Origin of the sequence: Haloimpatiens myeolchijeotgali, from assembly GCF_042688525.2 — a bacterium.
Classification (GTDB): domain Bacteria; phylum Bacillota; class Clostridia; order Clostridiales; family Clostridiaceae; genus Haloimpatiens.
Map to the genome: position 1 here is coordinate 415703 of NZ_JBHWAB010000001.1, position 25608 is coordinate 441310.

The window sequence follows — 25608 nt, forward strand, 5'->3', positions numbered from 1 at the left end:
AAACTGCCTTTTAAGCATATGTAGTAGGATGAATAGGAGGGATTTATATGCGTGAAATAAATGTAAATGATATAACAAAAGCAGTAAGTAAGATGTGTATTGATGCTAATTATTATCTTAATGATGATATAAAAAATAGACTTAATGAAGTAAGAAAAGAAGAAAATTGGGATATTGCAAAGGGAATATTGGATAAAATAATTGTAAATTCAGAAATTGCTAGAGATGAAAAAATGCCAATGTGTCAAGATACAGGGATGGCTTGTGTGTTTGTAGAAATTGGGCAAGATGTTCACATAATAGGGGGAAGTTTAGAGGAAGCTATAAATAAAGGTGTAGCAGAAGGATATATATCAGGTTATTTAAGAAAATCTGTTGTTAATGACCCATTAGATAGAGTTAATACTAAAGATAATACACCAGCAGTTATTTATTACAATATTGTTTCTGGTGATAAGTTAAAAATAACAGTTGCACCAAAAGGGTTTGGTTCAGAAAATATGAGTCAGATAAAAATGCTAAAACCTGCAGATGGAATTGAAGGGGTTAAAGAATTTATTTTAAAAGTTGTTAAAGAAGCTGGACCTAATCCATGTCCACCAACGGTTATAGGAATTGGTATAGGAGGTACTTTTGATAGAGCTGCAAACCTTGCTAAAAAAGCTTTAATAAGACCTATAACGCAAAGAAGCTCAAAAAAATTCTATGCTGATTTAGAGCAAGAATTATTGGAAAAAATAAATGAATTAGGTATTGGACCACAAGGATTTGGAGGAAAAACTACAACATTAGCTGTAAATATTGAAACTTATCCAACACACATAGCAGGACTTCCTGTAGCAGTTAATATTAATTGTCATGCTACAAGACATGCTGAAGTTGAACTTTAGGGCGAAGGGGGATTTTAAAATGGAAAAAAGAATAACAACTCCTTTAACAGAAGAAAAAGTTAAAGATTTAAAAATAGGAGATGCTGTACTTATTTCAGGTACTATATATACAGCTAGAGATGCTGCTCATGCTAGACTTGTAAAACTTTTAGATGAGGGAAAAGAACTCCCAATGGACATAAAAGATGGAATAATATATTATGTTGGGCCAACACCAGCAAAACCAGGTAAAGCATTAGGTTCAGCAGGACCAACTACAAGTTATAGAATGGACCCTTATGCACCAAGATTATTAGATGAAGGGTTAAGAGGTATGATAGGTAAAGGATTAAGATCAAAAGAGGTTATAGATGCAATAGTTAGAAATAAAGGAGTATATTTTGCTGCAATAGGTGGTGCGGCTGCACTTATAGGAAAAAGTGTAAAAAAAGCAGAATTGATAGCCTATGAAGATTTAGGAGCAGAAGCTGTAAGAAAATTAGAAGTAGAAGATTTACCAGTAGTTGTTGTTATAGATAGTAAAGGAAATAATCTTTATAAAGAAGGTCAAGATGCATACCTAAAATCTATGGAAAAATAGTATTATTGAATTTAAAAAAAATGTAGAGTAGGTGAGAAAATGAAAATAGAAAAAGTAGCAAAAGCAGGTACTTTAGAATCAAATGATATATTAGTTATGGTTATGCCAAATGATGAAGGTGGCATTGAAATAGAACTTGAAAGTATTGTAATGAAGCAGTTTGGAGATACAATAAAAGAAACAATAATGAATAAATTAAAAGAATTAAATGTAGAAGATGTAAAAATTAAGGCTCAAGACAAAGGAGCTTTAGATTATACAATAAAAGCAAGAGTAGAAACAGCAATTAATAGAGCATTGGATAATTAAAAATGATTATATTAGATTCATCCAAAGAAGTTATATGATTTTTAATATGGTAAAAATGAGGTGGAAATATGAAAAAGTTAAGAAGAACTATGTTATTTATGCCAGGGAACAATCCAGGAATGCTTCAAAATGCAGGTATTTTAGGTGCGGATTCAATTATACTTGACTTAGAGGATGCTGTTAGTATAACAGAAAAAGATAGTGCTAGATTATTAGTTAGTGAAGCTATAAAAAATATAGATTATTCAGGTGTTGAAGTAGTAGTAAGAGTAAATCCATTGGATACAGAGTTTGGACCAAAAGATATAGATGTAATAGCTAGAGTTAAACCAGAAGTTTTAATGATACCGAAGGCTACAGAAGAACAAATGAAGCAAGTAGATGAAGTATTAAATAAGATAGAAGATGAAGAAGGATTTGAAAAGGGAAGTATTAAATTATTTGCTCTTATTGAAACAGCGTTTGGACTTGAAACTGTGTATGATGTAATTGGAGCCTCAAAAAGAGTTCAAGGAGTACTTTTAGGCGGGGAAGATTTAACATCTGATTTTGGAGTTAAGAGAACAAAAAAAGGTGATGAAATTTTATATGCAAGAAATAGAGTTGCTACAGCATGCAGAGCGATGAAAGTAGATGCCATAGATACGCCATTTACAGATACAAACGATTACAAAGGATTAGAAGAGGACACAAAAAAAGCAAAATCACTTGGTATGACTGGTAAATCATCTATAAATCCAAGACAAATAGATACAATTCATTCAGTATTTGCACCAATGGAAGAAGAAATAAAATATGCAGTAAGAGTATTACAAGCTAAAGAAGAAGCAGAAAAAGAAGGAAAAGGAGTATTTGCATTAGATGGCAAAATGGTAGATGCTCCAGTAATAAATAGAGCAAAGACAACTTATGAGTTAGCAAAAATGTTAAATTTACTTTAAGAAACTTTGTAATGTAAGAGTGTATTATTCATAAATAATTTATTATTTTACAAGAATATGAGGTGAATAACATGAAGAATGTATTAGGCAGGGAAATACCTGAAAAAATAGATGGATATAAGAAAGTAGAACCTTTTAAAGGAGCTTTTGCAAATAAAGGTATAAAAGCAATAAGTGATATAAAAGTTAAAAGTGTAGAACCAGGTGATAATAAAGTATTAAATAGTATAGAAGAAGCTTTAGATAAAGTTGAAATAAAAGATGGAATGACAATATCTTTTCACCATCATTTAAGAAACGGTGACCATGTATTAAATAGAGTAGTAGATGCTATTGCTAAAAGAGGAATAAAAGATATAACCATAGCAGCAAGTTCAATATTTCCTGTTCATGCTCCACTTGTGGAGTATATAAAAGATGGAGTTGTTACAGGATTATGTGCAAATTATATGTCAGGTCCAGTAGCGAGAGCAGTGTCATTAGGATACTTAAAGAGACCAGCTATAATGCATACACACGGTGGAAGAGCTAGAGCTATAGAAAGTGGAGAATTACATATAGATGTTGCGTTTATTGCAGCACCAACTGCAGATAATTATGGAAATATAAATGGCGTGGAAGGACCAGCTGCTTGTGGTTCACTTGGATATGTTATTCCTGATGCAGAATATGCAGATAAAGTAGTAGCTGTAACAGATAATCTTGTTCCATATCCGGCATGTCCAATAGAAATAAGTCAACATCATGTTGATTATGTAGTAAAAGTTGATTGTATAGGAGACCCTAAAGGTATAGTATCTGGAACTACTAAAATAACAAAAGATCCAGTAGGACTTAAAATAGCTAAAATGGCGTCAAAAGTTATAAAGGCATCTGGACTTTTAAAAGACGGTATATCATTTCAAACAGGTGCAGGTGGAAGTTCACTTGCTGTTGCAGCAGAACTTAAAGAAATAATGAAAAGAGAAGATATTACAGGAAGTTTTGCAGCAGGTGGAGTAACAGGTTATACAGTAGAAATGCTTGAAGAAGGATTATTTAGAAATATATTTGATGTACAATGTTTTGATTTAAAAGCAATTCAATCATATAAAAATAATGTAAAACATCAAGGAATGTCAGCTTCAATGTATGGAAATCCTCATAATAAAGGTTGTGTAGCTAATAATCTTGATGTAATGATTTTAGGAGCAACAGAAATAGATACAAACTTTAACGTAAACGTTACAACAGGTTCTGATGGAATAATTATGGGCGGTTCTGGTGGACATAGTGATACTGCAGCAGGTTCTAAACTTGCTATAGTTGTAACTAATCTTATGAAAGCAAGACTTCCAATAATAAAAGATAGAGTTACAACAGTAACAACACCAGGAGAAAGCATAGATGTACTTGTAACTGAGAGAGGAATTGCAGTAAATCCAAAAAGAACAGATTTGGTAGAAAGACTAAAAGAAACTAAATTACCTGTAATGACAATTGAAGAATTAAAAGAAATAGCTGAAAAAATGACAGGAAAACCAAAACCAATACAGTTTACAGATGAAGTAGTTGCAGTAGTTGAATATAGAGACGGTACTGTAATTGATGTAGTAAGAAAACCTATAGAAAATTAGCTGAATTGTTAATTTTCAATTTGTAGTATGGTCACAATTTTAATCAATATAGTTTAAAGTTTTTTGCAAAGGTAAAAAGGTGATGTTACATTGCTTAAAAAGGGGTAATTATTAATGTATGATTTAAAGTTGCAGAAAATAAACTTAAAAGATTATAATGAAAGACAAGAGGTAAATGAATTTTTAAATAAGTTTGATTTAATATTGGATAATGATGTAGATTATACTATTGTATTAAGAGATAAAGGAAATAAGATAGCTGCAACTTGTTCTAAAGCTAAAAGTGTATTTAAATGTTTTGCTATAGATCCTAAATTACAAGGAGACGGAATAACATCTAAATTAATAACTGATCTAATTAATAAGTCTTTTGAAGAGGGAGTATATCATAATTTCATTTTTACTAAACCTAAAAATATAGAAATTTTTTCATCTTTAAATTTTAAATTAATATATGAGGTGGAAAAAGTAGCATTATTAGAAAATGGGGTTTATAATATTAATAATTGTTTGAATAATTTAATTAAAAAAAATAATATTAATATAACGCAAAAGAAATCTGCAATAGTTATGAATTGTAATCCATTTACGTTAGGGCATAAATACTTGATAGAACAAGCATCAAAACAAAGCGAAGAAGTTTTGGTTTTTATAGTTCAAGAAAATAAATCACTTTTCCCTTTTGATGTAAGATATTCATTAGTAAAAAAAGGAGTAGCACATTTGAGAAACGTCAAGGTGGTTCCTGGAACGGAATATATAATATCTTCTGCTACATTTCCATCATATTTTTTAAGGAAAGAAGATGAAAGACTTCAAGCCTATACTAAGCTAGATGCAAATATATTTGGAGAGTATTTTTGTAAAAAATTAAATATTGTAAGAAGGTTTGTAGGGGAGGAACCATATTGTAATGTTACTAGGGAATATAATAAAGCATTAAAAAATCAATTATATAAATATGGGATTGAACTTGAACAATTAAAAAGAAAAGAAATTAATGATACTATAATAAGTGCATCAAAGGTAAGAGAATTAATAAGAAATAATGAAATAGAAGAAATAAGTAAGTTTGTTCCTAGAGTTACGCTAGAATTTTTTAATACAGATAAAGGGAAGGAGATAATGGAGAAGATAAAATATAGTAATTCTCCACATTAGCTATGTATACACCTAAAGAAATATTAGATGCTAGAGAAAAAAGAGTAGAATTTCAAAATGAAATGATTCATAAATTTAAATTGCCATTAATAGCGATAAGAGTAAATTACCCTGGAGTGAATAAAGATAATAAATTAACAAGAAAATTAATGGAAGCTATAGATAAAATAGTTTCAGGTATATTTCAATATGATATACATTGTAAGATTATAAAGTTTTCACCAGAAGGTCCAATTATTTTAATGAGTATAAATGGAGAATCATTGGAAACAAAAAAGCTGTGTATTGAAATTGAAGAAAAACATATACTTGGAAGATGCATTGATGTGGATGTATATGATGAATATGGAAAAAGTATAAGTAGAACTGAACTAGGGTATAGTGAAAGAAAATGTTATATTTGTGGAGAACCTGCACATATATGTGTTAGATCACAAAAACATAGCCAGAATGAAATAATAAATTTTATACAAAAAAAATATGAAGAATATGTGGAGACGTTTCATGAAAAATTATAATATATGCGATAAAGCATTTGAAATAGCAAGTTTTGCAGTAAAATCTATGTTATATGAAGTTACAGCGTTTCCTAAACCAGGATTAGTTACACCTGTATCATGTGGAGCTCATAAAGATATGAATTATTATACATTTCTAGACAGCAGCTGTTCTCTTATGAAGTATATGACATTGTTTGTACAGCATGGTTTTAGCAATGAGAGTGAGAGAATAATTTTTCAAAAGGCTAGAAAATTAGGAATGGAAGCTGAAAAATACATGTTTGACAATACTCATAAAATTAACACTCATAAAGGAATGATTTTTTTAATGGGTATATCTTGTGTTGCTGTAGGAAAAGTAATACATGAAGGAAAGAGTTTCAAAGATATAAAAAATGTGATACAGAATATGGCTAAAGGTGTAGTAAAAAATGAATTAGAAAGTATAAAGAATACAAATAATGAAAACAAAACATTAACTTATGGTGAGAAGTTATATAAGAAATATGGTATTGCTGGAATACGTGGAGAAGTGGAAAAAGGGATTCCTATAGTTTTTGAATATTCTCTGCAGTGTTATGAAAAAAATAGCGACTTAAGTAATAACGATAGGTTAGTACACACATTAATACAGATTATGCAGTACTGTGAAGATACAAATGTATTACATAGACATAGTATAGAAGTTTTGAATGAAATTCAAAGTAAAGCTAAATATATAATTAGTTTAGGTGGAATGAGAAGTGAAAAAGGAAGACAGGCTGTAGAAAATTTAGCTAAGGAATTTGTGGAAAGAGGTATTAGTCCGGGCGGAGTTGCAGATATCTTAGCAGTAACAGTATTTTTCTATTTGGTTAAAAAACATTTAAATATATAGTAATACAAAATCCAGAAGCTTAAAAAACTTCTGGATTTTGTATTATAAAATGATTTAATTTTGATAAGGTTAGAACAAACTTTACTAAATGTTATTCTTATTATGTGAATTAACTTTCAAAGATGAAAAATAGCCGCTACGGGAAATGATATCTTACTTAGAACTTGTAAACTTTGTTTAAATGTTTCTTACGCAATATATCATTTCCCTTTGCTAAGCAGTATTTTTTTACTGCCAAAGTTGAGTTGCAAAATAATAACTTGACTTAAATATTATCTTATTATAAAATAACATAAAACAATCAAATTCAATCATAAACAATCATAAACAATCAAAGTGAGAGTGATAATGTGTTTGCCAGAGAAAGACAACAAAAAATATTGGAATTATTAAAAGACAAAAATAGTATAAAAGTTAGTCAGGTTTGTGAACTACTTAATGTGTCTGAATCTACCATAAGAAGGGATCTTCAAGAAATGGAGGCTAATAACCTTTTAGAAAGAACCCACGGAGGTGCTGTTACAGTAGAAAAAACAAGTTTTGAACCTTCATTTGAAGAAAAGAAACAAGAAAAGAATTTGGAAAAGTCTAATATTGGAAAGGCTGCAGCAGATTTAATTAAAGATAATGATACTGTAATTTTAGATTGTGGAACTACAATTTTGGAAATAGCCAAAAATATTAAAGCTAAGAACATAACAGTAATTACAAATTCTATTGATATTGCGACTGAACTTTTAAATAAGAAAGGAATAGAGTTAATAGTTACGGGAGGAAATTTAAGATTACATACAAGAGCTATGGTAGGTCCTATTACAGAAAAGATACTAAGGAATTTTCGTGTGGATAAGGTGTTTTTAGGTGCTAATGGTATTTCAATAAAAGAAGGGGTAACTACTCCTAATTTTATTGAAGCACAAACTAAAAGAACTATGATAGAGGTAAGTAAAAAAATAATAGTTGTATCAGATAGTTCAAAGTTTGATAAAGTTTCATTATCTGTTGTTTGTAATTTGAAGGATATAGATAAAATTATAACTACTAATGATATAGATGAAAATATAATTAAAGATTATATAAATGCTGGAGTGGAAATGATAACTGTGTAGGTATTCATAAGATGAATAATTTTATATTAAAAATAAGGAGGGGAACTAAAGATGATATTAACTGTTACCTTAAATCCAGCTATGGATAAAACTGTAGTGATTAATAATTTTCAACTTGGGAGTGTGAATAGAGTATCCAATATAAGATACGATATTGGTGGAAAAGGTATTAATGTATCTAAGGTATTAAAAAATTTCAAGGTGGATTCAATTTGTACAGGATTTCTTGGAGGTATATGGGAAAAAAATTTTATAGAAGAGTTAAATAAAAGAGGGATAGAGACGCAATTTGTTAAGATAGATGGAAACACGAGAACGAATACTAAAATTGTAGATAAGGTTAATGAAATTTATACAGATGTAAATGAAGCAGGTCCTAACATAAATAAAGAAATGCTAGAGGGTTTTATTGATGAATTTAAGCAAATGTGTAACGATGGAGATATAGTAGTTTTATCTGGAGGAGTGAGTCCTAATATTCCTAAGAATATATATGCTAAGTTAATAGAAATAGCAAAAGAAAAAGGAGCTTTAACAATATTAGATGCAGATGGAGAACTTTTAAAAGAAGGCATAAAATCAAAACCAGATATTATTAAACCTAATAATCATGAACTTATGAAGCTTTTAAATTTAAAAAATGATAGTGAAGAAGAGTTAATAAGAGCAGGAAAAAAACTTAATGATGAAGGAATCGAAGTGTTAATTTCTTTGGGTGAAAAAGGAGCGCTATATATAACTAAAAAAGGAGTGTATTCTGCAGAAGGTATAAAGGTAGATGTTAAGAGTACTGTTGGAGCAGGAGATTCTATGGTTGCTGCAATTATTTATAGTATAGTTAATAACTATAGTAATGAAGAAACGCTAAAATTTGCAGTTGCTTGTGGTACGTCATCAGTAACTTTAGAGGGAACTGAAGCATGTAATTTGGAAGATGTAAATAAAATTTTTGATATGATTAAGGTAGTAAACAAAAAATAATAGATATACAAAAATGTAATTAATTTCGTATAATCAAGATACTTATTACATGTGGTAAATATCTATATAGTGTGTAGGATATCAAATGATAATTGAGAATTAATAATTAAGGTTAATTTTTGCTTTAGCAAAAATCTTAAATTATATATTACTTATTTTTTCTAAAGAAAAAATTCCCTTTATTATTAACTCAACTTTCGCAGTAAAAAAATACTGTCTAGCGAAGGGAAATGATATCTTGCGTAAGAAACATTTGAACAAAGTTTACAAGTTCTTAGCTTTACGAATTTGAAAAAAGTTATTTTTTAATTACTGATTCCTATGGAATATTAATTAAAAAATCTTTTTTCAATATGAGTAAAGCTTAGAACTTGTTACTGAAGTGAAAGGTTTCTAAGCAAGATATCATTTCCCGCAGCGGCTGTTTTTCACCTGCGAAAGTTGAGTTATTAATTATTCATTATTAACTTAACTTTCGCAGTAAAAAAATACTGCTTAGCAAAGGGAAATGATATATTGCGTAAGAAACATTTGAACAAAGTTTACAAGTTCTTAGTTTTACGAATTTGAAAAAAGTTATTTTTTAATTACTGATTCCTATGGAATATTAATTAAAAAATCTTTTTTCAATATGAGTAAAATTTAGAACTTGTTACTGAAGTGAAAGGTTTCTAAGCAAGATATCATTTCACGTAGCGGCTGTTTTTTACCTGCGAAAGTTGAGTTATTAACTATTAATTATTTTTAAAGTGAAATGTTTTAGGGAAATATATCATTTTCCACGGTGACTGTTTTTCATCTGCGAAAGTTGGATTATTCATCTTTGATAATTCCATATTTTTTACATTTTAGTGCTACAGTTCTGTGAGTTACGCCTAAAGCTTTTCCAGCTTTATTGTAACTGCCATATTTTTTCATAGCTAAACTTATTATTTCTTTTTCATATTTTTCTAAGGGTAAAATTTCATCATTTTTTAAATTTATAAGATGATTTTTTTCTTTATTTATGTTAGTTATGTAAAAAGGCAAGTCCTTAGTGGTGATAACATAATCTTCACACATATTTATGGCTCTTTCTATTATATTTTCTAATTCTCTAATATTACCAGGCCATTTATATTGTTCTAGATATTTTAAACAAGCTGCATCCATACCTTTAATTTTCTTATTTAATTTTTTACTTATTTTTTTCATAAAATGTTCACTTAACAAATTTATATCTTCTTTTCTATTTCGAAGAGGAGGTAGATTTATTGAGATAACATTTAATCTATAATATAAATCTTCTCTGAATTCACCATTTTTCATCATTTCTTCTAAATTTCTATTAGTTGCCGCAATAACTCTTACATCCACTTTTTTAGAAATTATTCCACCTACACTTTCAAACTCCATTTCTTGTAAAACTCTTAATAGTTTTACTTGCATAGAAAGAGGCATATCTCCAATTTCATCTAAAAATATTGTTCCTTCATTTGCTAAGGTGAATTTACCAGGCTTACTTTTATAAGCACCTGTAAATGCTCCCTTTTCATAACCAAATAATTCACTTTCTAAAAGATTTTCAGGAATAGCAGCGCAATTTACTCTCACAAAAGGTTTTTCACTTCTATCACTATTATAATGAATAGCTTTAGCAATAAGTTCTTTGCCAGTTCCACTTTCACCTCGTATAAGTACAGTAGAAGTAGAATGAGAGGCTTTTTCTGATATATATAAAACCTCTTTTAGACAGCCACTTGTTCCTATTATATCTTGAAAAGAACCATTTAATAAGGCTTGTCGTCTAATTTCATCTTTATAATAATTTAATTCTTCTTCAGATTTTTCAAGCTTATTCAATAGCTCTTTCATTTCATTAACAGGTCTAGAAATTGAAATAATACCCTTAAAATCATTATCTATAAATATAGGTTCTACAGTAGAAATTAAATCTATATTATCTTTTTTATAAATTATATTATCTAATTTTTTTCTGTTTTTAAAAGCTTTCATTCTGAGACCATTGGGAGATATAGCTTTTAAATCTATGCCAAGGATATTATTTTTACTTAAATTAAAGTTTTTTTCATATGCAGGATTAATATAACTTATTTTTCTATCATCATTTACAAAACATATCAAATCGTGTGATGCTTCCAAAATTTTTATGAATTTTTCATTTAACTCTTTTATTCCTATAAGTTCAGAAATATCTTGGAATATACCTATAGCTCCTAGAATTTTATTGTTTTTACCTAGAATAGGAGCTCTATTTACAATTACAATATTATTATTTATATGTTGAATTTTACCTAAATGATGTTCTTTGTTCTTTACAATGGTAGGTAAATCAGAGGTTGGAATTATATCAGTAATATATTTTCCACAAACATTTTCTAAGCAGTCATCAATTATTCTAAGAGCATATTCATTTACGCTAGTTATGTGTGAATTGGTATCTATAACAATTATACCAATAGGAATATTACTTATAATCTGTTCGTTAGCAATTGTATTTTCTTGAATTATTGCATCTATTTTCGACATATTATTGTCATTAAGATCAATATTAACAAATTCACAAATTTCAAATAGCGCTTTTTCAGCTGCTAGGGAGTTATTTTTACAATAAAATTCTACAATTTCACCTTGTTTAATTTTTAGTGATAACAAAGCCAACATACTTATTGCCAATGGTTGAGAACTAGAATTTGATTTTTTTATATAAATATTTACATTATATTTCGACTTTAACTGAGAAGCTTTATCCACTATCATAGCAGCTATTCTTGTATGTATACCACTTTCAATGTTAATTTCAACGTTTTTTTTAATCATACGACACCTCCTTGATAAAAAATATCAATATTTTAAAATTGTATTGATAAAAAATATCAATATATATTTTACTATACTTATTGTAGTTAATCTACAGTTTTTAGTGATATAATATTAGTAATTGACATTAATCAAATATTTAAGTTGATAAAATTTATCAAGTATTAATTATAATGAATATATTTTAAATTGTTTGATTTGTTGATTTTCAACGAATTTACTAGAAAAATATTTTTTTGGCATAAAAATTGCTCATAACTTATATTTGGTTACATAGTTAAACATAAAACATCATTTTTTGACACATACTTAAAATTAGAATATAAATAGTAGTTGGGGAGGAATTTTATAATGATTAAAGAAGGTATTTCAGCATCTAAAGGATATGCGATTGGTAAAGTAGTTATAAAAACTGATGAGGAAGTTCAAATAGTAGAAAAGAAAATTGAAGATATTGGTGCTGAAAAAGCAAGATTAAAAGAAGCTGTAGAAGCTTCAAGAGAGCAATTAATGAAAATTAAGGAAAAAGCAGAAAAAGAAGTAGGTGCAGATAAAGCTGCAGTTTTTGAAAGTCATATGATGCTTTTAGATGATCCAGAATTTACTGGTGCAATAGAAATGAATATAGACTCAAATAGTGTGAATGCAGAAAAAGCACTTCAAGATGTTATAGATATGTATATGGGAATATTTGCAGCTATGGAAGATGAGTACATGAGAGAAAGAGCTGCTGATGTAAAAGACGTAGGTAAGAGAATATTAAATAACTTAGCTGGAGTAAAAGGTGTAGATTTTGATAGCTTAGATGAAAATACAATATTAGTAGCTCATGATTTAACACCTTCAGATACTGCTCAATTAGATAGAAATAAGGTTATAGCGTTTTTAACAAACATAGGAGGAAGAACTTCTCATAGTGCTATAATGGCTAGAACACTTGAGATACCAGCTGTAGTTGGTCTTAAAGATATAACTGAAAGTGTAAAAGACGGAGATTTAGTAATTGTTGATGGTGTAGAAGGAATAGTAGAAGTTAATCCAAATGAAGAAACTATAAAGAAATATGAAGAAAAGAAAGAAGCTTATGCAAAAGAGAAAGAAGAACTTAAAAAATTAATAAATATAAAAACTGTTACAAAAGCAGGAAAACATGTTGAAATTGTTGGAAATATAGGAAAAGCAGAAGATATTCACCAAGTTTTAGAAAACGGTGGAGATGGAGTAGGATTATTTAGAACAGAATTCCTATATATGGATAGAGAAGATATGCCATCAGAAGAAGAACAATTTGAATCATATAAATATGTTGCAGAAAAAACTAATGGTGGACCTGTAGTTATAAGAACACTTGATATAGGTGGAGACAAACAACTTCCATATTTACCATTACCAGAAGAAATGAATCCTTTCTTAGGATACAGAGCAATAAGATTATGTTTAGATAGAAAAGATATATTTAAAGTTCAATTAAGAGCTTTATTAAGAGCATCAGCTTATGGTAACATTAAAATAATGTTCCCAATGATTTCTTCTGTTGATGAGTTTATACAAGCTAAAGCTGTATTAAAAGAATGTATGGATGAATTAAAAGCTGAAGGAAAAGATTTTAATGAAAATTTAGAAGTTGGTATGATGGTTGAAATACCAGCAGCTGCAGTTGCTGCAGATGAATTTGCTAAATATGCAGATTTCTTCAGTATAGGAACAAATGACTTAATTCAATATACATTAGCAGCAGACAGAATGAATGAAAAAGTATCATACTTATACAATCCACTACATCCAGCAATATTAGCACTTATAAAGAACACTATAGAAGCTGCACATAGAGCAGGTAAATGGTGTGGAATGTGTGGAGAAGTTGCTGGTGATGAAAGAGTTATACCAACACTTGTTGAATATGGTTTAGATGAGTTTTCAATGAGCGCTACTTCTATATTAAAAGCTAAACAAATTATAATGAATACAGAAGTTAAATAAAAAAACACTAATCCCAGATAAGATTTCTTATCTGGGATTAATTTTTTTTAATAAAGATTTTTACTTTTTTACATGCAGGCAATATTTAGTATATAATATTAATTGTATATAGAATAAAAAAATGTAAAAGGTTAAATAAGTATAACAATATGAGTCTAAATGATGAAATAAGTAAAGGTGATAAAATGGATAAATCTTCTAAGTTGTATAAAAAAGCAGTTAAACTTTATAATTCTGGTTATATAGATAAGGCAATAGAAATTTGTGATAAAAGTATAAATGTAAATAGAAGAAATAGAGCAGCTTTAAATTTTAAAGGACTTATGCATTATTTTAAAGGCGATTTGAATGCAGCTCAAAGAGTATGGGAAATAAATTATAAATATAATAAAGATGAAATATCAAAAAAATATTTAAAAGATAGTAAAAATGATGAAGAAAAATTTAATATTTATAGTGAGGCTGTAAAATTATATGAAGCTATAAATGTTAATGAATCACTTAAACTTTTTCAACGATGTGAAATTAGTGATTATAATTGTATTAATATAAATAATTATATAGCTATGTGTTACGTGAAAAAGGGAGAATATAATAAGTGTATTACATATTTGAATAAAGTTTTAAAAATAGATAAAAATAATTTAATGGCTAATAATACAAAAAGTAAACTTAAAGAATATGGAATAATTAAAAATAAAAATAATTATAAAAAAGTTATAGTTGGAATAATAGTTATTGGATTAATTTTAGGAATATGTTATGTATATAAAAATATTTCTTCATCAAAAGTAAAAAACTATGTTAATTCTGAGAAAGTGAAAGATAAAAAAGATAAATATAAGAACAATACTAATAAACATGCATATGATGTAAGTGAAAATAATAAAAAAGTAAATGACAAATTAACTAATAAAAAAGCTGTAAATAATATAAAAACAAAAGAACAAAAATCTGATGTGAAATTTTCAGCTAATCTTGTTAAGCAATATATAGAAAATGAAGAATTTATAAAGTTATATAATTCTTTGATAAGTTGTAATAAAGAAGAGTTATCAATAAATGATAGACTTATATATGAAAAAGGTATAAATTTTATGAAAGAAAGTGGAGTTAACTATTTTTATGAAAAAGGTAGAGAGTACTTGCAAAAGGAAAACTATAATGAAGCTAAAGAGAATCTTTTAAGAGGGTTTAGGTTTTCAGATGGAAGCTTTTTAAAATCACATATAGTATACTTCTTAGGAATAACTTTTGAAAAACAAGAAGATGTAAGTAATGCAATAAAATATTATGAAATATATGAAAAGAGTTATTCTAAAGGAGATTATGCAGAAGAGACTCTTTATAAATTAGCTTTATTAAGTGTTTATAAAAACAAAGAAGATGCTAAAATGTATGCTAATAAACTTAAAAAAAATTATCCCGAATCTATATATAATAATTCTAAGATGAAAGAAATAATAAACAATTAGTATAAATACTTATCAAAAATGGATAAAGAATAATTACTAAAATTATTGACTTTGAGAAAAATAATATATAGAATATAAATATATAATATACCCAATAGGGGTATATGAATGGAGGGATTATATGGTAAAATCAATAAATCAAATGAATTTTGGATCAGAGGTTTTAAATCAAAATGTGCCAGTTGTAGTAGATTTTTGGGCATCTTGGTGTGGACCTTGTAAAATGCTTGCACCAGTTATTGAGGAAGTATCAACAGAATTAAAGGGAAAAGCTAAATTTGTAAAAGTAAATGTTGATGAGAATCCAGCAATAGCTGGTCAGTATCAAATAGCTAGTATACCGACAGTAATGATATTTAAAAATGGTTCAGTAGCTCAAACAATGGTTGGATTTAGACCTAAAAACGATATAAAAATGTTAATTGAACAACATATCTAAAATGAGTAGGCTGAGTTTCTTAAGAAACACAGCCTATTTATGATTTTTAATAAGTTATATTAAAAATAAAGTATGTTTTGAGGTGAGAAAATGGGAGAAAAATATGATATTGCTATAATAGGAAGTGGACCCGCTGGATTATCAGCGGCAATTAATGCAAAAATTAGAAATAAGAAAATAATTGTTTTTGGAAATAAAAATTTTAGTAATAAACTTATCAAAGCACCTAAAATAAATAATTATTTAGGCTTTTACAATATAACAGGTGTAGAACTTAAAGAAAAGTTTGAACAGCATATAAAATCTATGAATATAGATATAAAATATGAAAAAGTTAATAATGTATATGCTATGGGAGAATATTTCACACTTATGATGAAAAATGAAACATATGATGCTAAAAAAGTTATTTTAGCAACAGGAATGGAATTTACAAAACCATTAAGAGGTGAAGAAGAATTTTTAGGAAGAGGAGTAGGATATTGTGCTACTTGTGATGCTCCTTTATATAGAAATAAAGTAGTTACAATAATAGGTCATAATAAAGAGGCAGAAGAAGAAGCTAATTTTGTGGGCGAAGTAGCATCAAAAGTATATTATGTTCCAATGTATAAGAGTGAATATAACATAAATAAAAACATAGAAATAGTTAAAGATATGCCAGTTGAGATAAATGGAAAAATGAAGGTTCAAACATTAATATTAAAAGATAAAAAAATTGATACAGATGGGGTATTTATACTAAAAGATAGTGTAGCACCAAATCAACTTGTTCCAGGATTAGAAATAGAAGATGGTCATATTAAAGTTAATAGAAAGATGGAGACTAATATACCAGGATGCTATGCTTGTGGAGATTGCACAGGAAAGCCTTATCAATATATGAAGGCTGTGGGAGAAGGTCAAGTTTCAGCTCTTAATGCTGTTAACAAATTAGATAACAAAATGTAAAAAACTAAAACTCATGATTTTGTAAAATCATGAGTTTTAGTTTTATTTTACTGCAAAGAATACATGATTACCTATGGTTATAATATTCTTTTTTGAGATGTTTTTCATCCAATTACATGTAGATATTTTAGGGTTATAAAAGAATAAAGCTTTTGATGTTGGATCTTTACCTTTTAAAGCATCAAGTACAGCATTATAACTATTTTTATCAGGTTCTATGTTTATAGATCCATTTTTAACACAAGAAAAAGCTTTTTTTTGTTTGACTACTCCTTCTACAGTATTGGGAAATTTTGAGCTTATTAATCTATTAAGAATAACAGAGGCTACTGCAATTTTACCCCTATAGGGTTCACCGCAACTTTCACCATATACAACTTGAGCCATTAAGTAGACGTCTTTGTTTGTTATAAATAATGGTTTACTTTCATTGAAAACTGCTACAACTTCATTTTCTTGTTCATTATATAAATTTTTTATATTTTTTTCATCTTTTTCGCTCACTAATCCTTTTGCATTAATACAAGGTGTAAAAATAAATATTAGTGTTATTAATATTGTTACAATTTTTTTCATCTTTTTCCTCCTTTGCCTGCATATAATTATATGCAATAAAGGCATAAAGTATGTAAAAAAATGATAGGATATGGAAAACATGCTTTTAGTTGGATTAGTGATATTATTCCCGTTTTAAAAAAAATAATACAAAAGTAAATTATTTATAAATATCTTTTTTAAATTCTTTATATAAGCTAATAAATTTATCATAATTTATATTTGTATCTGATAATTTTCTTTTAGGATTTTCATAAAGTTTATCAAAAGTTTTAATATCACTATTGGTATTTTTAACTTTAATTTTTTCTATAGCTAAAGAATATTTAAAACTTTCTAAATAAGATTCATAAGTAGTAAAAACATTTTTTAATGAATCGTATATTTTTGATTGATTTTCAGGTACGCTTATATTGTAAAGATTTCTTTTTAACGTTTTTAATTTTGAAATATTTGTATTTATTAAAGTACTTATTTCTTTATATTCTATTAGATTTTTTCTTGCATCAAGTAACATAGAAGGATAATCAGTTTTAATGCTTAAAAAATCATTTAAAATGGTATCTATGTTGTTTGAAAATTCTATTAATTGATTTTGAGATATTTCTTTATCACGTTCTACTCTAATTTTTTCATAAACATAATTCGTGGAGTTATTAACGAATTGTATTGTTTTTTCTGGTAAGGTTATTTTCAAATTATTAATATCAAAAATAGAATAGTAATTAATACAATCATCTTTAGAAAGTTTAAGTTTTTTAATAGAACTTTCTATATTTTTATCTAGTGGTTTATTTATTAGAATGAGTAAATAATTATACATAGTAATATTATTTTTTAATCCATCATTTAAGTGATTATATGATTTTTTATATTTATCTGTTGGATTTAAATCATTTAATTTAGATTTTATGTCATTTAAATGTTGAATTTTACTTGAGAGTTCCTTAGATACAAGTTCAGAGTTATATGTATCAGAATTAGATAAATTAGCTATATTATTGTTTGTTTCATTTATGGAGTTTACGATATTTTGTATATTTTTTTCATAGCTTTTATAAGACTTATTTATTGAAAAGTAGTATGTGCTAAAAAATACAATTATTATAAGGGCTATAACTCCAATTATGATTGAAAAATTAATTAATAACTTTTTTGTAGAATCTTTCAAATAGTATACCTCCTTTAATAATGTTTCTTCTATTTTATATTATCATAAATAAGATAATATTCTAAGTTTTTAATAATAAATAGTTTATGTTTTTTATACTATAAATAATAATCATAGTGTATAATTGTAAATAAGGATTAGAATGGAGAGTGAATTCAGTGGGAGAAATTAATCTTATAATAAATACGATAAAAAATATTAATTTATTTTCAATACTAGATATACTTGTAGTAGCATATATTTTTTACAAAATTTATGATTTAATAAAGGAAACAAGAGCTGAACAACTCTTAAAAGGAATAATATTGATTTTTTTATTGATTCCTATTAGTTACATTTTGCATTTAGATATGCTTTATTGGATTTTAAATAAAACATTGCCAATAGGTGTATTTATTATAGTAATTATATTTCAACCTGAATTAAGAAGAGCCTTAGAGCATATTGGAAGAAGCGCATTTGATAAACATATTATAGAAGATGATGAAACTATGGATAAAGTTATTACAGAAATTATAAATGCTGTGGAAAATTTAGCATACAGTAAAACAGGTGCTTTGATAGTTATAGAACAGAGTACTGGATTAGGAGAAATAATTAATTCTGGAATAATATTAGATTCAAGGATAAGTTCAGCAATTTTAGAGAATATATTTGTTGTTAATACTCCATTACATGATGGAGCTACAATAATAAGAAATGATAGAATAATCGCTTCAGCATGCGTTTTGCCATTAACTGATAATAAGAATTTAAATAAAAAATTAGGAACAAGACATAGAGCAGCTTTAGGAATATCTGAAATCTCAGATGCGTTAGTTATTGTTGTATCTGAAGAAACAGGGGTTATATCCTTAGCTGTAAATGGAAAATTGACTAGAAATTATGATGGAGATAAATTAAAAGATATATTAATTAAAATTATGCAGTACAGAAAACATAAGAGTATTACCCTTAAAGAGAAGGTGAAGTCATGGATAAAACCAGAAAAAAGGATTTAATAATAAAGATATGTTGTTTAATAGCTGCTTTTGGATTGTGGCTGTATATTTCTAATGTTGAAAATCCTATAAAGACAACAGTTATAAAAAATGTAAAAGTCTCACTTGTAAATAAAGATGTACTATCTAGACTTAATTTGGTAGAAGTGCCGAATCAAAATTATACTGTTAATATTACGGTTAAAGGCGCTGCTAATGAAATATATGCATTAAAACAAAATCAGTTTAAGGTAGTAGCTGATATGAATGATTTTGCTTTGAAGAAAGGCAAAATAAGAATTCCAATTGAAATAAAACAGTATCCCCAAAATATTACTATAATAAATCCAGAAAATTTATGGATTAAAGTTGAGTTAGATGATTTAGTGGAAAAAAATGTACCTGTAAAAGTTAAAACTGTAGGAGAAACTAAAGAAGGTTTCATTGGTTCTGAAACAGTAGTTAGTCCTAAAAATATTTTGGTAAGTGGACCAGAAAGATATGTAAATTCTGTAAGTTATGCTAAAGTAGATATAGATTTAAGCAATCAATCACAAAATATAGAAGGTACTTACTTTGCTAAACCAGTAGATAAGACTGATAGAGTGGTGGAACATGTAAAAGTGGATCCTAAATATGTGAAGGTTAAAATACCAGTATACCAAACAAAGACTGTATCAGTACATGTTGATACTAATGAAAGTAGGGTTAAAAATATAGTAGTAAAAAGTATATTAATTGAACCTGATAAGATAAAAATTTTAGGTGATCCAGAGATAGTAAAAGGTATAAGTAAGATATGGACGGAGAAATTAGATTTATCAAATATAACAAGTGGAAATATAGTGGAGATTCCTTTAAAAATACCAGAAAATGTTAAGATTGTTAATGAAATAAGCAAAGTAAAAGTCAAAGTGATATTTGGAGAGTATATTAAGAAAAATATATCATTAAATATAAAAATAAATAATTTATCAGAAGAATATGAAGCAGTATTAAAATCTGATAAAGTTTCACTAATTGTTTCAGGTGAAAAATCTGAGATGGATAATTTATCAGAGAAAAATATAGAATGTAATGTGGATTTGAATTTATTAAAAGATGGAAACTACGATGTTCCTGTAAATATAAAATTACCAACAGGAATAAAAATGATATCTAGTAATCCACAAAAGATTAAGGTAACAATAAAGAAAAAGGAAGTGGAAGAGACTGATGCCAATAAAAATCAATAATATAAATTTAGATATAAATGATGATATTTCACTCTTAAAAAAAAGGGCAGCAAAGAAACTAAAAATAAAAGAGAGTGATATTAAAGAATTCAAAATATTAAGAGAATCTATAGATGCAAGAAGAAAAAATACAATAAGATTTAATTATACTGTAGAACTTATTTGTGATGATGAATCTAAAATTGTAGCAAAGGCAAATGATAACAATGTAAGAATTGAAAAAGTAAAATATGATGGCGTTTTTGAATACGGAACTAAGAAAATGAGTAACAGACCAATTATCGTTGGAATGGGACCAGCAGGAATGTTTGCTGGTCTTATTATGGCGGAAAAAGGTTATAAGCCTTTGATTTTAGAAAGAGGTCAAGATGTAGATAACAGGACTAAATCTGTAGAAAAATTTTGGAAAACAGGAGTATTAAATTTAAATTCAAATGTACAATTTGGAGAAGGTGGAGCAGGATCTTTTTCAGATGGTAAACTTACTACTAGAATAAAAGATTCTAGATGTGATTATATATTAGAAAAATTAGTTAAGTTTGGAGCACCAGAAGAAATTATATATAAGGGTAAACCACATATAGGAACAGATGTTTTAAAGGTGGTAGTAAAAAACATAAGAAAAAGGATAATAGAACTTGGTGGAGAAGTTAGATTTAATAGTTTTGTTGAAGATATAATTATAAAAAACGGAAATATAATATCAGTAACAGTAGATAAAGGTGAGATACCTTGTGAAAATTTAATATTAGCAATAGGCCATAGTTCCAGAGATACATATGAAATGTTGTGTAATAAAGGTGTTTTTATGACTCCAAAACCTTTTGCTATAGGAGTAAGAGTAGAACATTTACAACAAATGATAAATGAAAATCAGTATGGAAAATTTGCTAATCACCCAAGACTTAAAGCTGCTGATTACAGACTTACTTATACTAGTAAAAACTCAAATAGGTCTGTATATAGCTTTTGTATGTGTCCTGGAGGAGAGGTTGTTGCTGCAGCTTCAGAAAATGAAAGACTTGTTACTAATGGAATGAGTTATCATAAAAGGGATAAAACAAATGCAAATGCAGCTATAGTTGTATCTGTAGGAAAGGATGATTTTCAAGGAAGTAGTCCATTGATGGGAATGGAATTTCAAAGACATTATGAAAGTTTAGCCTATAAAGTAGGTGGTGGAGGTTATAAAGCACCTATACAATTATTAGGAGATTTTATGAAAGATGAAATATCAAAAAAATTTGGTAGTATAAAACCCACTTATAGACCAGGATATAAATTTGTCAATCTTAAAGAATGCTTACCTAGTTATGTTATAGAAACATTAAAAGAAGGATTTGTTAATTTTGATAAAAAAATAAGGGGATTTGGATCTAAGGATGCTATTTTGACAGGTATTGAAACTAGAACATCTGCTCCAGTTAGAATTGAGAGAAATGAAAAGCTTCAAAGTATATCCATAAAAGGATTATATCCAGCTGGTGAAGGAGCAGGTTATGCAGGAGGAATAGTATCAGCAGCAGTAGATGGACTTAAAGTAGCAGAAAGTATAATGAAAGAATATACACCAAAATATTGAATTTTCTGAAAAATAGTGTTTTGATTAAAAAATTTGTTAAAATATAAGAGGGGTTTGTTAAAATATTAATAATCTTTTTTTAAATATGCTAAAAAATTTAAATATAAGTTTTAATATATTTATATGGAGGATATGCATATGGAGAATAAAAAGTATTTATTGGTTATCAATCCAGGGTCAACATCGACTAAAATAGCTCTTTTTAACAATGAAGATTGTATTTTGACACAAAGTTTATCTCATGATTCTCAAGAAATAAAAAAGTTTGAAAAAATATATGATCAAAAGGACATGAGAACAGAGGGAATACTTAATTGGCTAAAAGAAAACAGTGTAGAGTTGAACAATTTAATAGGAGTAGTAGCACGTGGAGGATTGTTAAGATCAATGCCAGGGGGAACTTATGAAGTAACAGAAAAAATGCTTCAAGATTTAAAATTAGGAGTTCAAGGTCAACATGCATCGAATTTAGGGGGAATTATAGCACATGAAATTGCATGTAAATCAGGAACTAAATCATTTATTGTAGATCCTGTAGCTGTAGATGAATTTATTGATGAAGCAAGAGTTTCAGGAATACCTGAAATATCAAGAAGATCATTGGTACATGCCTTAAATATTAAAGCAGTTACAAGAAAAGTATGTAAAAAAATTAATAAGTCATTTGAAGACAGTACATTTGTAGTTTGTCACCTCGGAGGAGGAATATCAATAGCTTCAGTAAAAAATGGCAGAATATTAGATTGTAATAATGCTAATGAATCAGGTCCTTTTTCACCAGAAAGGGCTGCAGGACTTCCAGTAGGGGATATTGTAAAAATAGCTTTTAGTGGTAAGTATACACAAAGAGAGTTAAAGAGAAAACTAATTGGTGAAGGTGGATTAGTTGGATATTTAGGTACTAATGATGCTAGAAATGTTGATAAGATGATAGAAAATGGAGATAAAAGGGCAGAACTTATATTTAGCGCTATGGCTTATCAAATTGCAAAAGAAATAGGTTCTATGGCTGTAGTATTAAATGGAAAGATTGATGCTATTATATTAACTGGTGGAATAGCATATGATAAAAAAATAACAAACTGGATAAAAGAAAGAGTTGAATTCATTGCTCCGGTTGAGTTAGTGCCTGGTGAAGATGAAATGTTAGCACTAGCACAAGGAGCGCTAAGAGTTATAAATGGCAAAGAAAAAGCAAAAATATATGAAAATGAGGTGCATATAAATGATTAAGAGTTTTTCAGAAGTTTTACAAAAAGCAAAAGATATAGATACTAAGGTTTTATCAGTAGCAGTAGCTCAGGACAAGCCTGTACTTGAAGCAGTAAAAAATGCAAAAGAAAATGGAATTGCAGATGCTATACTTGTAGGTAACAAAGAAGAAATATTATCAATTGGATTAAAAATAGGCATGAAGATGGAAGATTACACAATAGTTGATGAAAAAGATCCAAGAAAAGCAGCATTAAAAGCAGTTGAATTAGTTTCAACTGGTAAAGCAGATATGGTTATGAAAGGACTTATAGATACTGCAAATTTCTTAAGAGCAGTATTAAATAAACAAGTAGGTCTTAGAACTGGAAAATTAATGTCTCATGTTTCAGTATTTGAAATACCTGGATTTGATAGATTATTATTCTTAACAGATGCAGCATTTAATATGTATCCTGAACTTAAAGAAAAAGTTGATATAATAAATAATTCAGTTAAAGTTGCTCATGCTGTTGGTTTAGAGTGTCCAAAAGTTGCTCCAATATGTGCAGTTGAAGTAGTAAATCCTAATATGCCAGCAACATTAGACGCAGCAACACTTGCTAAAATGAGTGATAGAGGACAAATAAAAGGTTGCGTAGTAGATGGACCTTTAGCACTTGATAATGCTATATCTGAAGAATCTGCAAAACACAAAAAAGTGACTGGACCAGTAGCAGGAAAAGCTGATATAGTTGTTCTTCCAAATATTGAAGCAGCAAATGTAATGTATAAAACTTTAACATATACTACAAACTCTAAAAATGGAGGACTTTTAGTTGGAACAGCAGCACCAGTTGTTTTAACTTCAAGAGCGGACAGTGAAGAGACAAAACTTAATTCAATAGCACTTGCTGCACTTGTAGCTGAACTTCTTCGTAAATAAATTAAATTCGTAAATAAAGTTTTTATTAAATTATAGGAGGTTTGTAATATGGCTTTTAAGTTATTAATAATTAATCCAGGTTCTACGTCAACAAAAATAGGTGTATATGAAGATGAAAAACAAATATTAGAGGAAACATTAAGACATTCAGCAGAAGAAATAGGAAAATATGGTTCAATATTTGAACAATTAGATTTTAGAAAAGAAGTAATATTAAATGTATTAAAAGAGAAAAATTTTGATATAAAAGATTTAGACGCTATAGTAGGTAGAGGCGGACTTTTAAAACCTATTGAAGGAGGTACATACAAAGTTAATTCTTCAATGTTAGAAGATCTAAAAGTAGGTGTTCAAGGACAACACGCATCAAACCTTGGAGGAATATTAGCAAATGAAATTGCTAAACCACTTAATATACCAGCATTTATAGTTGACCCTGTTGTTGTAGATGAACTAGAAGATGTTGCTAGAGTATCAGGTATGCCAGAAATAGAAAGAAAGAGTATTTTCCATGCATTAAATCAAAAAGCAGTTGCAAAAAGATATGCAAAAGAAAACAATAAGAAATACGAAGATGTTAACTTAATAGTTGCTCATATGGGTGGTGGAGTTTCTGTTGGTGCGCATAAAAATGGAAAAATAGTTGATGTTAACAACGCACTTGATGGTGAAGGTCCATTTTCTCCAGAAAGATCTGGTGGAGTTCCAATAGGTGACTTAGTAAAAATGTGTTATAGTGGAAAATACACAATTGAAGAAATTAAGAAGAAAATAAATGGTAAAGGTGGAATAGTGGCATATCTTGGAACAAATAATGCCAAAGAAGTTATAGAAAAAGCTGAAGCTGGAGATGAAAAATGCAAATTGATATTTAATGCTATGGCATATCAAGTAGCTAAAGAAATTGGAAAATGTGCTGCAGTTTTATGTGGTAAAGTAGATGCAATAATATTAACTGGTGGAATAGCTTACAGTAAAGTTATGCAGCAAGCTATAAAAGAAAGAGTAGAATTTATATCATCAGTAGTTGTATATCCAGGTGAAGATGAACTTCTTGCATTAACACAAGGTGGACTTAGAGTACTAAAAGGAGAAGAAGAAGCAAAAGTATATTAAAATAAAATATAACTTATGTTGAAAAAAATAGAAAGACTTAGAAATTGGGTATAATTTTTAAGTCTTTCTTATATATTTAAAACACAATGTGGTATTTAGTGCATTAAATATATTGTAAACGTAATCAAAAAAGTGTAAAGTATTAAGTGTAGAAGATGAAAAATTCAGAAAATATTGAAGAAAATAATTCTTGCAAAGTGAGC

Annotated in this window: 23 protein-coding genes; 20 read left to right on the plus strand and 3 right to left on the minus strand. The window is 27.9% G+C overall.

The window, feature by feature from the left end; translation table 11 throughout:
• The first annotated feature begins 47 nt into the window (after window positions 1-47).
• The 10 genes from ACFIJ5_RS02180 (at window position 48) to pfkB (ending at window position 8964) form a co-directional block, all read left to right on the plus strand.
• Window positions 48-890: a fumarate hydratase gene (locus ACFIJ5_RS02180; protein WP_379803251.1), complete on the plus strand. Its 843-nt coding sequence runs from the start codon at window positions 48-50 to the stop codon at window positions 888-890.
• A 19-nt stretch (window positions 891-909) separates the two neighbouring features.
• Window positions 910-1470 carry a Fe-S-containing hydro-lyase gene (locus tag ACFIJ5_RS02185; protein WP_379803252.1) on the plus strand — a complete coding sequence of 187 codons (561 nt, stop codon included), beginning with the start codon at window positions 910-912 and terminating at the stop codon, window positions 1468-1470.
• Between the two features lie 39 nt (window positions 1471-1509).
• Window positions 1510-1779, plus strand: coding sequence for a citrate lyase acyl carrier protein (gene citD / locus ACFIJ5_RS02190; protein ID WP_379803254.1), 270 nt, complete (start codon window positions 1510-1512; stop codon window positions 1777-1779).
• A gap of 68 nt (window positions 1780-1847) precedes the next feature.
• Window positions 1848-2720 (plus strand): HpcH/HpaI aldolase/citrate lyase family protein, encoded by an 873-nt coding sequence (locus tag ACFIJ5_RS02195; protein ID WP_379803256.1) that lies wholly within the window; start codon window positions 1848-1850, stop codon window positions 2718-2720.
• Window positions 2721-2791: 71 nt separating this feature from the next.
• A complete protein-coding gene (gene citF, locus ACFIJ5_RS02200; protein WP_379803258.1) occupies window positions 2792-4336 on the plus strand; it encodes a citrate lyase subunit alpha in 1545 nt (514 codons plus the stop codon).
• A gap of 114 nt (window positions 4337-4450) precedes the next feature.
• Complete coding sequence (gene citC / locus ACFIJ5_RS02205) at window positions 4451-5497, plus strand: [citrate (pro-3S)-lyase] ligase (RefSeq protein WP_379803260.1); 1047 nt, start codon at window positions 4451-4453, stop codon at window positions 5495-5497.
• A 2-nt stretch (window positions 5498-5499) separates the two neighbouring features.
• Window positions 5500-6015, plus strand: a complete 516-nt coding sequence (gene citX, locus ACFIJ5_RS02210) for a citrate lyase holo-[acyl-carrier protein] synthase (protein ID WP_379803262.1) — start codon at window positions 5500-5502, stop codon at window positions 6013-6015.
• Entirely contained in the window at window positions 6002-6874 is an 873-nt protein-coding gene (citG, locus tag ACFIJ5_RS02215; protein WP_379803264.1) for a triphosphoribosyl-dephospho-CoA synthase CitG, read from the plus strand. The genes citX and citG overlap by 14 nt, the downstream gene beginning before the upstream one ends.
• 350 nt (window positions 6875-7224) lie before the next feature.
• Window positions 7225-7983 (plus strand): DeoR/GlpR family DNA-binding transcription regulator, encoded by a 759-nt coding sequence (locus ACFIJ5_RS02220; protein WP_379803266.1) that lies wholly within the window; start codon window positions 7225-7227, stop codon window positions 7981-7983.
• A 51-nt stretch (window positions 7984-8034) separates the two neighbouring features.
• A complete protein-coding gene (gene pfkB, locus ACFIJ5_RS02225) occupies window positions 8035-8964 on the plus strand; it encodes a 1-phosphofructokinase (protein WP_379803268.1) in 930 nt (309 codons plus the stop codon).
• A gap of 813 nt (window positions 8965-9777) precedes the next feature.
• Here pfkB and ACFIJ5_RS02230 read toward each other — a convergent pair.
• The gene (locus ACFIJ5_RS02230) at window positions 9778-11784 is read right to left on the minus strand and encodes a sigma 54-interacting transcriptional regulator (RefSeq protein WP_379803271.1); all 2007 of its coding nucleotides are present in this window, start codon (window positions 11782-11784) and stop codon (window positions 9778-9780) included.
• Window positions 11785-12135: 351 nt separating this feature from the next.
• Here ACFIJ5_RS02230 and ptsP point away from each other — a divergent pair, with 351 nt between their 5' ends.
• From ptsP to ACFIJ5_RS02250, 4 genes are all read left to right on the plus strand, one after another.
• Entirely contained in the window at window positions 12136-13764 is a 1629-nt protein-coding gene (gene ptsP / locus ACFIJ5_RS02235; RefSeq protein WP_379803273.1) for a phosphoenolpyruvate--protein phosphotransferase, read from the plus strand.
• A 149-nt stretch (window positions 13765-13913) separates the two neighbouring features.
• Window positions 13914-15239, plus strand: coding sequence for a tetratricopeptide repeat protein (locus tag ACFIJ5_RS02240; protein ID WP_379803276.1), 1326 nt, complete (start codon window positions 13914-13916; stop codon window positions 15237-15239).
• Between the two features lie 121 nt (window positions 15240-15360).
• Window positions 15361-15678, plus strand: coding sequence for a thioredoxin (trxA, locus tag ACFIJ5_RS02245; protein WP_379803278.1), 318 nt, complete (start codon window positions 15361-15363; stop codon window positions 15676-15678).
• Window positions 15679-15768: 90 nt separating this feature from the next.
• The gene (locus ACFIJ5_RS02250; protein ID WP_379803281.1) at window positions 15769-16629 is read left to right on the plus strand and encodes an NAD(P)/FAD-dependent oxidoreductase; all 861 of its coding nucleotides are present in this window, start codon (window positions 15769-15771) and stop codon (window positions 16627-16629) included.
• A gap of 42 nt (window positions 16630-16671) precedes the next feature.
• Here ACFIJ5_RS02250 and ACFIJ5_RS02255 read toward each other — a convergent pair whose 3' ends face one another.
• Together ACFIJ5_RS02255 and ACFIJ5_RS02260 are read right to left on the minus strand one after the other, a co-directional pair.
• Window positions 16672-17205, minus strand: a complete 534-nt coding sequence (locus tag ACFIJ5_RS02255) for a cell wall hydrolase (RefSeq protein ID WP_379803284.1) — start codon at window positions 17203-17205, stop codon at window positions 16672-16674.
• 139 nt (window positions 17206-17344) lie between these two features.
• Entirely contained in the window at window positions 17345-18355 is a 1011-nt protein-coding gene (locus tag ACFIJ5_RS02260; RefSeq protein WP_379803287.1) for a hypothetical protein, read from the minus strand.
• A 158-nt stretch (window positions 18356-18513) separates the two neighbouring features.
• Here ACFIJ5_RS02260 and cdaA point away from each other — a divergent pair, with 158 nt between their 5' ends.
• The 6 genes from cdaA to buk (ACFIJ5_RS02290) all read left to right on the plus strand — a co-directional run bounded on the left by cdaA (window position 18514) and on the right by buk (ACFIJ5_RS02290) (window position 25405).
• Window positions 18514-19356: a diadenylate cyclase CdaA gene (cdaA, locus tag ACFIJ5_RS02265; protein ID WP_379803289.1), complete on the plus strand. Its 843-nt coding sequence runs from the start codon at window positions 18514-18516 to the stop codon at window positions 19354-19356.
• Window positions 19329-20570 (plus strand): CdaR family protein, encoded by a 1242-nt coding sequence (locus tag ACFIJ5_RS02270; RefSeq protein WP_379803291.1) that lies wholly within the window; start codon window positions 19329-19331, stop codon window positions 20568-20570. Before cdaA ends, ACFIJ5_RS02270 begins: the two co-directional genes overlap by 28 nt.
• Window positions 20551-22152 carry an NAD(P)/FAD-dependent oxidoreductase gene (locus tag ACFIJ5_RS02275; protein ID WP_379803293.1) on the plus strand — a complete coding sequence of 534 codons (1602 nt, stop codon included), beginning with the start codon at window positions 20551-20553 and terminating at the stop codon, window positions 22150-22152. Before ACFIJ5_RS02270 ends, ACFIJ5_RS02275 begins: the two co-directional genes overlap by 20 nt.
• A 138-nt stretch (window positions 22153-22290) precedes the next feature.
• Window positions 22291-23385 carry a butyrate kinase gene (gene buk / locus ACFIJ5_RS02280; protein ID WP_379803295.1) on the plus strand — a complete coding sequence of 365 codons (1095 nt, stop codon included), beginning with the start codon at window positions 22291-22293 and terminating at the stop codon, window positions 23383-23385.
• The gene (ptb, locus tag ACFIJ5_RS02285; RefSeq protein WP_379803297.1) at window positions 23378-24289 is read left to right on the plus strand and encodes a phosphate butyryltransferase; all 912 of its coding nucleotides are present in this window, start codon (window positions 23378-23380) and stop codon (window positions 24287-24289) included. The genes buk (ACFIJ5_RS02280) and ptb overlap by 8 nt, the downstream gene beginning before the upstream one ends.
• A 48-nt stretch (window positions 24290-24337) precedes the next feature.
• Window positions 24338-25405 carry a butyrate kinase gene (gene buk / locus ACFIJ5_RS02290; protein WP_379803299.1) on the plus strand — a complete coding sequence of 356 codons (1068 nt, stop codon included), beginning with the start codon at window positions 24338-24340 and terminating at the stop codon, window positions 25403-25405.
• Window positions 25406-25608: the final 203 nt, after the last annotated feature.